Below are 9,385 nucleotides of genomic sequence, written 5' to 3' on the forward strand. Positions count from 1 at the left end.
TCTTTCTCTATCTTTTTTTCAGCGTACCATCTTCTCCGACGTTAAACTCCTTGTCAATATTCGAAAAAGAGCGTTCGAAAATATCCATAAAATCATCACCATAAATATTTTTAATAATGGACATCAGCTCAATTAATTCAGGGAATTTACCATATAAATTGCGAAGCGGCAATACGCCTGAAAAAGCTGCATTTGTGCTAGGATCATAGGTCTCCATCAGATCTGAGAGCATTTTCTCACCATCGTCCGTAATTTGGATATAGGTATTTCGTTTGTCATTTTCTTTCTTTGAGAAGTTCAATAAACCACGTTCTTCTAACTTTTTGGAAAAGTTAAAGGCGGTTGAAACATGCATGACACCAAATTTCGCCACGTCTGAAATTGAGGCACCGTTTAAGTGATAGGCGATCCAAAGAATATGATGTTCATTAATATTCAAATCATAGGGCTTAATCCACTGTTGCCAATCTTTCTCGACTGATTTCCATAATGCCTTGCTTAATTGAGCAATCCTTTGGCTGAAAATCATAGCCTCTTTCATAGTATAATTTTTATCCTGCATAATTTGACCCACCTACTTTAAATTATTCGTTATATTTATTATGACAATAAAGTAATAATTAATAAAGGGAAAATTAACATAATTTTTAGATTTTTTTAATATTTTTAACGGTTTAACTATTTTTTGGATGATGATTTGGAAATTATCTAATGCGTATTGCCAGAAGAAATGAAATGAAACCCCGGTTTAAACAGAACATGCCAGTTCGTTAAACCGGGTCTGGTTCAACTGATAAGATTATGGGTTATTCGGCAGATTGTTTTTTATCATCTTCAGGTGCAGATGCAATTGCTTCAAGTTCTTGAATCGATGACTCAATTTCTTTAATGCTCTTTGTTAATTCCTCTTTATTCGGCTCGATATCCTCTTTCCAATTATCTAGAAGGATTTTTAAATCGGCAATAAACGTTTTTAGGGTTTCTTTGCCGGCCTGAGTTGCAGTAGAGGCATCTTCTTTAACGGCAGCTGCCTTTTCCTTAAGTTCCAATAAGGTAAGAGCTATTTCCTCTTTATTTTTTTTAATTCGATCCCTTGTTTCTTTTCCCGAAGATGGTGCAGTCAGTAATGTGGCAGCACCTGTTAAAATTGATCCTGTTACAAATCCAATAAATAATGATTTTATCTTCATTATCAATCACCTCATTCTCTTATTTAATTGATTCGCCTTAATTAAGCCAAATCCCTTCTAATAGTGAAAACATAATTGGTAATCTTACGAAGGATTGTATATATGCCATTTTTCCTAAAATACCATATTTTTCTTACGAAGGGAAGGATAATCTTTCCTTTATCTTTATATCACAAAAATAATAATTTAAACTTCATTTGCGGCAAGAGGTATATAAAGATAGTATGCAGGAAAATAAAGGGATTTAGTGGATAAAAAAAGCATGCAGACAAGTCTGCATGCTTTTTTTATGTTGTTAAACATGGGCAGCAATACTGGTTTTCTTAACAATACCGCTGACAATCGGATAAATAATAATAATAGCTGCTGTATTAAGAAAGGTGGCTGGTATAACAACTGCCGCAAAAAGTCCGAGGAATGCCCCAGGAAGACCAACTAAATAATAAGCGGATCCTAAAAAGACAAAACCGGAAATTAAGGTACCAATTACCGTTAATATACCTATACTTACTAATGACTTTGAAATTTTTCTCATGCCGATAAATAGTAAGTAGAATACAAAACAGGTAACACATTTATCAATTATATTCGGGATCAATCCTCCCGGAAAGGTTGTTGTTAATCCTGAAATCAGACCACTTGTGATAGCAACTAGAAACACGCTCTTTTTATCTGGAAAAAGGATAATCGCTAAAAAGGCCATTGTCAGCATCATATCTGGTTTCATTCCTAAGAAAAATCCTGGAATAATTACATGTAGTGCGGCGCCAATCCCTACTAATAGGGATAGGGAAATAAGGGTTTTAGTATTCATAAAAAATCTCTCCTCTTCTCGTCTCAACTAGTTTCTTCTCCTCCAGTGCACTATTTGCCTGGAGCGAAAAGTTCTATACATTATATCATGTGCAGGTTACTTTCAAAACAGTTTTTTAGTAATACTTAGCTGTTCTTCTCATAAGAATTTTTAAAGTTCTTCATAAAAGCAGCAAGCTCTTCGCAATGTGCTAACGGGACAGCGTTATAGATTGAAGCTCTGCATCCGCCAATGGACCGATGTCCTGCTAAACCTACAAAACCAAATTCACTTGCCTGTTGTAAAAATAATTTTTCAGCAGCTTTTGTTGGAAGATTAAAGGTAATATTCATCTTTGAACGACTATTCGTTTCAGCATGACCGATATAAAAACCCTCGCTTTCGTCAATTGCAGCATAAATGAGATTGGCTTTTTTACTATTCATGGCCTCAATGGCTTTGACACCGCCTTGTTTCTTTACCCATTCCATGACAAGGGAGAGGAGATAAATAGCCATCGTCGGCGGTGTGTTATATAAAGAATTACTTTTCGCGTGAATGGAATAATCGAGCATGCTTGGTAAATTCGTTTGATTGGGCTGAATTAAATCTTTTCTAATAATAACAACCGTTACACCGGAAGGACCAAGGTTTTTTTGTGCACCAGCATAGATAACGCCAAATTTACTGACATCAATTTCTCTGCTCAAGATATCACTCGACATGTCTGCGATTAGCGGAACAGACTGTGTGGAAGGGAAATCCGTCCATTGTGTGCCATAAATGGTATTATTACTAGTAATATGCAGGTAAGCGGCAGTCTCGTCTATAGATAAATCATTTACATTAGGAATAAATTTATAGCTGCCATCTTTAGAAGAAGCGATAATTTTAGTTTCGCCGACTTTTTCGGCTTCCTTAAGGGCTTTTTCAGACCAAGACCCAGTTAAAACATAATCTGCATGTTTATCAGCAGGTAACAAATTCATTGGGATCATCGAGAATTGTAAACTGGCACCGCCTTGTAAAAGCAGGACTTCATAGTTTTCTGGTATGTACAATAAATCTTTTAATCCTTGGATAGCTTGATTATGAATGCTTTCAAAAATGGCACTTCGGTGACTTAATTCCATGACGGACATACCAGAATTGTTTATGTTAAGGAATTCTTTCTCAGCTCTCACCAACACTTCTTCAGGTAGTGCAGCTGGTCCTGCATTAAAATTACGAGCACGTTTCATGATTTTTCCTCCTATACGTCAATGTGGTAAAGTATTAATAATCTATATCCTATCAGAAATAAAAGCAGTAAAGGGAGAAAATTTAGAACTTTTTGATTAAATTGAGATGAAGGAAAGCGAAAGGAAATAAAAAGAGATCTGGGAGGAACCTTTCCCAGATCTTCGTGATTAGCGTTTACTGTTGAATATGACTGGCAATCGAGTCTGCAATTTGTTTCAAGCTTTCAGGGGTATACTCACTTGTATGAGTTTTCCATACGGCTCCGAAGCCATCATCAACGCCATGGCGTGGAATTAAATGTACATGATAATGGAAGACCGATTGTCCTGCAGCTTCTCCGTTATTGTTGAGGATATTTAAACCAACTGGGGAAAACTCTGTTTTAATTGCACGTGCAATTTCAGGTATGACTTCGAAAACATGTTTCGCTGCCTCTGGGGTCAGCTCGTAAATATTTTCTTTATGTACTTTTGGTATGACAAGGGTATGTCCTTTTGTTACTTGGCTGATATCAAGGAAGGCCAATACATGCTCATTTTCAAAGACCTTTGTACTCGGAATATCACCATTAATAATTTTACAAAATATACAATCGCTCATTCCAGTCACCCTTTCTTTTATCTTGTTTCTAATTGTACCATCGGCAAAACATATCGAAAAGGCTGGTTGAAAAAAATAAAACAGGATGCAGCTAATAGCTGCACCCTGCCCAGAAAAAGGGGTCCTGATCTTCTTATGCGTTTTAGGTTGAGTTCTCTTGGACCAACACCTCATTTAATTAGAGTAAAATGCGGTTACAGTTGGTAGAGTTATTCCATTCAAAGCAACCATCTCCTATATCTTCATCGTTTATTCAACGCAGAAAGCATAATTGACAGTTATAAATGGGTTTCCGCCTATTACGTGCAAGAGTACCATCTCCTTGCTCGAAACGTTGATACGAAGTCTGTGTAATTCAGTTATATGTCTTTAACTGACACCTCATTTGACAATAGGATATGACCAATTGCTAATGAAGAACCCCTTCTTCCTTAATTATGATTACCACGAAGGTCTGAAAATATGATTGGTACTTTATGGTAAAATAATAGTACATAACTATATTAACGATTCATTTTTTGATAAAATATAAATAACCTACATACATATAGAAGGGAACGTTGATATGTCTTTACTAAAAATTGACAAGCTTGTTGGAGGCTACACGCGAACTCCCGTCTTAAAAGGGATAAGCTTCGAGATTGAGCCGAATCAGCTGGTCGGCTTAATTGGATTAAATGGAGCGGGGAAAAGTACGACAATTAAACATATAATTGGACTTATGGAGGCGAAGGAAGGGAAGATTTCAATAAACGATAAAACGTTTGCTGAAGACCCTGACAATTATCGCAAGCAGTTTACCTATGTACCAGAAACCCCTATTTTATATGATGAATTAACACTTGAAGAACATTTAAAGCTTACTGCAATGGCTCATGGCCTGGATGAAGCTACGTTCCAAAGCCGTATGACCGGCCTTTTAAAGGAATTTCATATGGAAAAACGTCTATCATGGTTTCCAGCACATTTCTCAAAGGGAATGCGTCAGAAAGTGATGATTATGTGTGCCTTTTTAGTACAGCCTTCGCTTTACATTGTCGATGAACCCTTTGTTGGACTTGATCCACTGGGAATTCAATCGTTGCTTGATTTGATGAATAAGATGAAACAAAATGGTGCGGGTATACTAATGTCTACACATATTTTAGCTACTGCAGAACGATATTGTGATTCATTCATCATTCTTCATAATGGAGAAATACGTGCGAAGGGCGATCTAGAACAGCTTCGTACTCAGTTTAATATGCCAGGCGCTACGCTTGATGACCTCTATATTCAACTGACTAAGGAAGAATTACATCATGAATAGTCAGGGCTTATGGAACGAACGGTTTACTTTGTATAGCAAAGAATTACAAAAGTATTTAAAGTATATTTTTAATGGACACCTGGTTTTTGTCATGATCATAGCTCTTGGGGGATTAGGTTATTACTACAGTGAGTGGATTAAAACGTTAGACAGCAGTTTTCCTGCTGCCCTGATTATATCGATTGTGTTAGGGATTCTTATGACAAGGAGCCCAGTGTCTACTTTTCTTAAAGAAGCTGATATGGTCTTTTTATTAGCGCTGGAGACTAAGCTTACTGGGTATTTTAAACGTTCGATTATTTTAAGTATAGTGCTTCAAAGCTTTCTATTATTTATTGTATTTATCGTTTCTATGCCTATATATTCCAAAGTAACAAACGCTGGATCAACAGAGTTTCTTACTATTTTAGGATTAATGATTATTACAAAATGTATTAATATCGGCATCCATTGGTATGTGCTGAAATATCAGGAAAAGTCTACAGCCAGGATAGATGCTCTGATTAGATTGGTTCTAAATATTGTCCTGTTGTACTTTGCACTTTCTAACGTAAACATTCTTCTTATTATTGCACCGTTTATTTTGCTTTCGGCTTTGTTGGTGTATTACAAAAAATCGACCCGTACCAAATCGTTAAAATGGGAAGTTTTAATTGAGCTTGAAGGTAAAAGAATGATGAATTTTTACCGCTTTGCTAATCTTTTTACTGATGTGCCAAGCTTACGCGGAAAAGTTGCTAGAAGGAAATGGCTCGACTGGCTTTTAGTTTCGATTCCATACAGTCCGAACTCATCTTATTTGTATTTATATGCACGGACAATGCTTAGAACAAATGATTATGCAGGATTGCTGGTGCGCCTTACAGTAATAGGAGCAGTGATTATGATGGCCTTCCCGTCAATTTGGGCTACAGTGTTTATAACGGTTCTGTTTCTTTATATGACAGGTATTCAATTACTGCCGGTTTGGAGGCAGCATGAATTGAAAATCTGGGTTTCACTATATCCTCTACCAGCTAAAATGAGGCAGGAAGCTGTCGTCCGATTAGTTTCATATTTCTTATGTGTCGAAGTTATTGCGTTTACGATTGTCATGCTCGTCACAGGTCGTTTCATGGCAGCAGCTGCCTCTGCAGCAGCAGGAGTTTTGTTTGTTATCTTCTTTAAGGGGTATTCGAGAAAGAGAATGACTAGTTTCTAACAGGCTGGAGGGGATCGCAGCTGAATGAATATGAGCAAAATTGTCTCAGAGATGCTTTGACATGGAAAAAGAAGCTCTTGAAGAAAACAGGGGCGATCGAGAAATTCTCTAGAAAAACACAACTTAAAATGAACAGGTACATTCCTGATAAAATCCATACGGGAATAACGGCCAGTATCCGATACTTTATCGAAACGATGTTAACTGGTTCAGGGTTTATCACGAAAGAGAAAGAAGTCCGTATGCTGACGTTTCAGCAAAAAGAGGAGTGGGTACAGGAGAAAATTGGTACTTACCGGAAAACAGCTGTTATTGAAGGAATTGGGACGGGGGCAGGGGGACTGTTGATCGGTTTAACGGATTTCCCGCTGCTGCTTAGTATCAAAATGAAATTGTTATTTGACATCTCAGGTTTATATGGCTTTAATGCTAAGAAATATGAGGAACGTCTGTTTATTCTTTATATATTTCACATAACCTTTTCAAGCAATGAGACTAAATTAAAACATCTGCCGCTTATTGAGCGGTGGAATGAAAGTGAAAAACATCCTGAATTAGATTGGTATACCGTTCAGCAGGAGTATCGGGATTATGTGGATTTGGTGAAAATGCTTCAGCTTGTACCAGGCATAGGAGCAGCAGTCGGGGCCTATGCTAATCATAATCTCCTGGTACACCTTGGAGAAACGGCTCAAAATTGCTTCCGCTTGAGAATGTTAGAACAAAAATAAGGAACAGGGCAACCTGTTCCTTATTTATATCTAGGAATTTTGATGATAAGTAATCGCTGCTGTGCCAAGTGTTTTTGCAGCAATCAGCATCGCTTTTTCATTAAAATCAAACATGGGATGATGGTGCCCATAGATGGTTTCTCCAGTCGTTTCTGGCATGGCACCCGTAAAGAAAAAGGTTCCCTTCACCTTTTGCAGGTAATAAGCATAATCTTCTCCGCCCATATCTGGGTCACCTTCGTGAAGGATTTCTACTTCTTTAATGCTTTCAGTCGATTTAAGAAGGAAGTTTGTGACCTCATTATTTGGAACTACAGCGGGATAACCTTGTTCAAAAAGGTATTCATACGTACAATCAATAGAAAGGCAAGTCCCTTTAACAATTCGTTCGATCTCTGCTTCAATAAAATTCCGTGTTTCATCATTAAATGTCCGAACTGTGCCAATAAGTGTCGCGGTGTCGGCGATTACGTTAAAGGTATTATCAGCAACAAAAGAACCAATCGTAACAACAGCTGGGTCAATGGGGTTAACACGTCTGCTGACAATTTGCTGAAGTGTGGTCACAAGCTGAGCACCAGCAACAACGGCGTCCTTAGTTTCATGAGGTTTTGCTCCATGACCGCCTTTACCCTGAATGGTTATTGTAAAGCGGTCAGCAGCAGCCATTATAGGACCAAGGGCGTATTGGAGTGTACCAGTTGGGACGGTCACCCATAAGTGCGTACCAAATATGACATCGACCCCATCAAGACAACCAGCCTCAATCATTGGTTTAGCCCCGCCTGGAGAATATTCTTCTGCATGCTGGTGAATAAATACATACGTGCCTTCAAGATTTTCTCTTAACTCATTGATAACTTTGGCTAAAAGTAAGAGCGTTGCCGTATGCCTGTCATGCCCGCACGCATGCATCACACCAGGGACGGTAGATTTGTAAGGAACATCCTTTAAGTCTTGAATAGGGAGAGCATCGAAGTCAGCGCGCAGGGCAACTGTTTTTCCCGGCTTTGCACCATACACTCTGGCAATGACACCATTGCCGCCTATATTTGTTTCAACTTCAATGTCTAATGTACGATAAAAGTCAGCAATAAAGGCAGCCGTTTTAGTTTCTTTGAACGAAACTTCTGGGTGCTGGTGAAGATAGCGCCTGATTTTAACCATCTCTTCAAATGATTGCTCGAGGCGGGTATGTAATAGATTAATCATCGTAGAGCCTCCTTTTTATCGTTATCAAAATTTTTAAATAATTCCAATTATAGCATAGTAAATAAAGTGCAGGGGGGAGGATTTTTCGAAAGGGTCTCTCAGCATAGGAGGAGTCAATACGCAATGAAAAAAACAAAACTACCGGCATTATTAGTTATTTCTTTAGTATGTATCATGTTAGTTTCACTGTTTCTGTATATATTGGACGGAATTAACCGAGGAACCTTAAACAATTTTGACCATACACTTCAACAGTACCTCACTATAAGTGAACATAGTGTCTGGCATACCGTATTCTTTGTGATTACTAAGTTAGGTTCCAAGACAACGTTAATTCCTGGAAGTATCCTGCTCATAATTTGGCTTTGGATAAGAAATAAGGATTACCCTGGAATGATCATGTTTCTAATTGGAGTAGCAGGAGGAGACCAATTAAATAAATGGATAAAAGCGTTGGTGGAAAGAGAGCGGCCATCTATTAATAAAGCAATTGATGCTCTAGGTTATAGTTTTCCTAGTGGTCATGCGATGATTGGAATAATCTTTTATATGCTTATTGCTTATTTTATCACTAGCGGCCTTAAAGGCGGCGTGGTGAAAAAACTTGTCTGGTCAACAGCAGCTCTATTAGTTCTATTAATTGGGTTAAGCCGAATCATTCTTCTGGCACATTTTCCATCAGATATAATCGCCGGGTATGCACTGGGGTCTGTTGTGATTATTTTTTGTCTGTTGCTATACAAAAAATGGACTGCACTCATAAATTAATACGACCTGAAACAGGTCGTATCAGACTGTAGACAAACTCGGGTGGAAATTTGTCTACAGTCTTCTTTTAGTTTTTAAAATGCGGCTGTTGATTTCCGTTCCAGGCGTTTCGCTTTCTGTGGGCGGGCCTCCTCGTCGCTTACGCTCCTGCTGGGTCTCACCTGTCCCGCTGTTCCCGCAGGAGTCTTCACGCCAACACTCCAATCAACGGTCTTCTAAATTTAATATGGATTTTAGTACAAACGCTTAAATGGAAACACGTGGTACCCAAGAGCAGATTTAGGAGGAGATTAATTCAAATCGGGGGAATTACTAAGAGAACGCTTTCCGACGTCCGTT

10 protein-coding genes are annotated in these 9,385 nt (G+C 38.2%); 4 read left to right on the forward strand and 6 right to left on the reverse strand.

All coding sequences use genetic code 11. From position 1 onward, the window contains the following. Positions 1 to 7: 7 nt before the first annotated feature. The 5 genes from WYK_RS22160 to WYK_RS22180 all read right to left on the reverse strand — a co-directional run bounded on the left by WYK_RS22160 (position 8) and on the right by WYK_RS22180 (position 3,825). Positions 8 to 562 carry an HTH-type transcriptional regulator Hpr gene (locus WYK_RS22160; RefSeq protein WP_040376597.1) on the reverse strand — a complete coding sequence of 185 codons (555 nt, stop codon included), beginning with the start codon at positions 560 to 562 and terminating at the stop codon, positions 8 to 10. A 244-nt stretch (positions 563 to 806) separates the two neighbouring features. Next, the gene (locus WYK_RS22165) at positions 807 to 1,190 is read right to left on the reverse strand and encodes a YtxH domain-containing protein (protein WP_040376598.1); all 384 of its coding nucleotides are present in this window, start codon (positions 1,188 to 1,190) and stop codon (positions 807 to 809) included. Between the two features lie 295 nt (positions 1,191 to 1,485). Then, complete coding sequence (locus WYK_RS22170) at positions 1,486 to 2,004, reverse strand: tryptophan transporter (protein WP_040376599.1); 519 nt, start codon at positions 2,002 to 2,004, stop codon at positions 1,486 to 1,488. A gap of 125 nt (positions 2,005 to 2,129) precedes the next feature. After that, positions 2,130 to 3,224, reverse strand: coding sequence for a 3-phosphoserine/phosphohydroxythreonine transaminase (serC, locus tag WYK_RS22175; RefSeq protein WP_040376600.1), 1,095 nt, complete (start codon positions 3,222 to 3,224; stop codon positions 2,130 to 2,132). A 175-nt stretch (positions 3,225 to 3,399) separates the two neighbouring features. Then, positions 3,400 to 3,825, reverse strand: a complete 426-nt coding sequence (locus WYK_RS22180) for an HIT family protein (RefSeq protein WP_040376601.1) — start codon at positions 3,823 to 3,825, stop codon at positions 3,400 to 3,402. 565 nt (positions 3,826 to 4,390) lie between these two features. Here WYK_RS22180 and WYK_RS22185 point away from each other — a divergent pair. From WYK_RS22185 to WYK_RS22195, 3 genes are read left to right on the forward strand one after another with little or no spacing between them, the layout of a single operon-like run. Then, positions 4,391 to 5,134, forward strand: a complete 744-nt coding sequence (locus WYK_RS22185) for an ABC transporter ATP-binding protein (protein WP_040376602.1) — start codon at positions 4,391 to 4,393, stop codon at positions 5,132 to 5,134. Further along, positions 5,127 to 6,335: an ABC transporter permease gene (locus tag WYK_RS22190; RefSeq protein ID WP_051387841.1), complete on the forward strand. Its 1,209-nt coding sequence runs from the start codon at positions 5,127 to 5,129 to the stop codon at positions 6,333 to 6,335. The genes WYK_RS22185 and WYK_RS22190 overlap by 8 nt, the downstream gene beginning before the upstream one ends. 20 nt (positions 6,336 to 6,355) lie before the next feature. Continuing rightward, positions 6,356 to 7,066: an EcsC family protein gene (locus WYK_RS22195; protein WP_040376604.1), complete on the forward strand. Its 711-nt coding sequence runs from the start codon at positions 6,356 to 6,358 to the stop codon at positions 7,064 to 7,066. A 30-nt stretch (positions 7,067 to 7,096) separates the two neighbouring features. Here WYK_RS22195 and WYK_RS22200 read toward each other — a convergent pair whose 3' ends face one another. Further along, positions 7,097 to 8,278 carry a M20 family metallopeptidase gene (locus WYK_RS22200; protein WP_040376605.1) on the reverse strand — a complete coding sequence of 394 codons (1,182 nt, stop codon included), beginning with the start codon at positions 8,276 to 8,278 and terminating at the stop codon, positions 7,097 to 7,099. A gap of 123 nt (positions 8,279 to 8,401) precedes the next feature. On the opposite strand from WYK_RS22200, the gene WYK_RS22205 reads away from it, so the two are divergent. Then, on the forward strand, positions 8,402 to 9,046 hold the full coding sequence (locus tag WYK_RS22205; RefSeq protein WP_051387843.1) for a phosphatase PAP2 family protein: 645 nt from the start codon (positions 8,402 to 8,404) through the stop codon (positions 9,044 to 9,046). Positions 9,047 to 9,385: the final 339 nt, after the last annotated feature.

It is taken from the genome of Peribacillus psychrosaccharolyticus ATCC 23296, assembly GCF_000305495.1.
Taxonomy (GTDB): domain Bacteria; phylum Bacillota; class Bacilli; order Bacillales; family DSM-1321; genus Peribacillus; species Peribacillus psychrosaccharolyticus.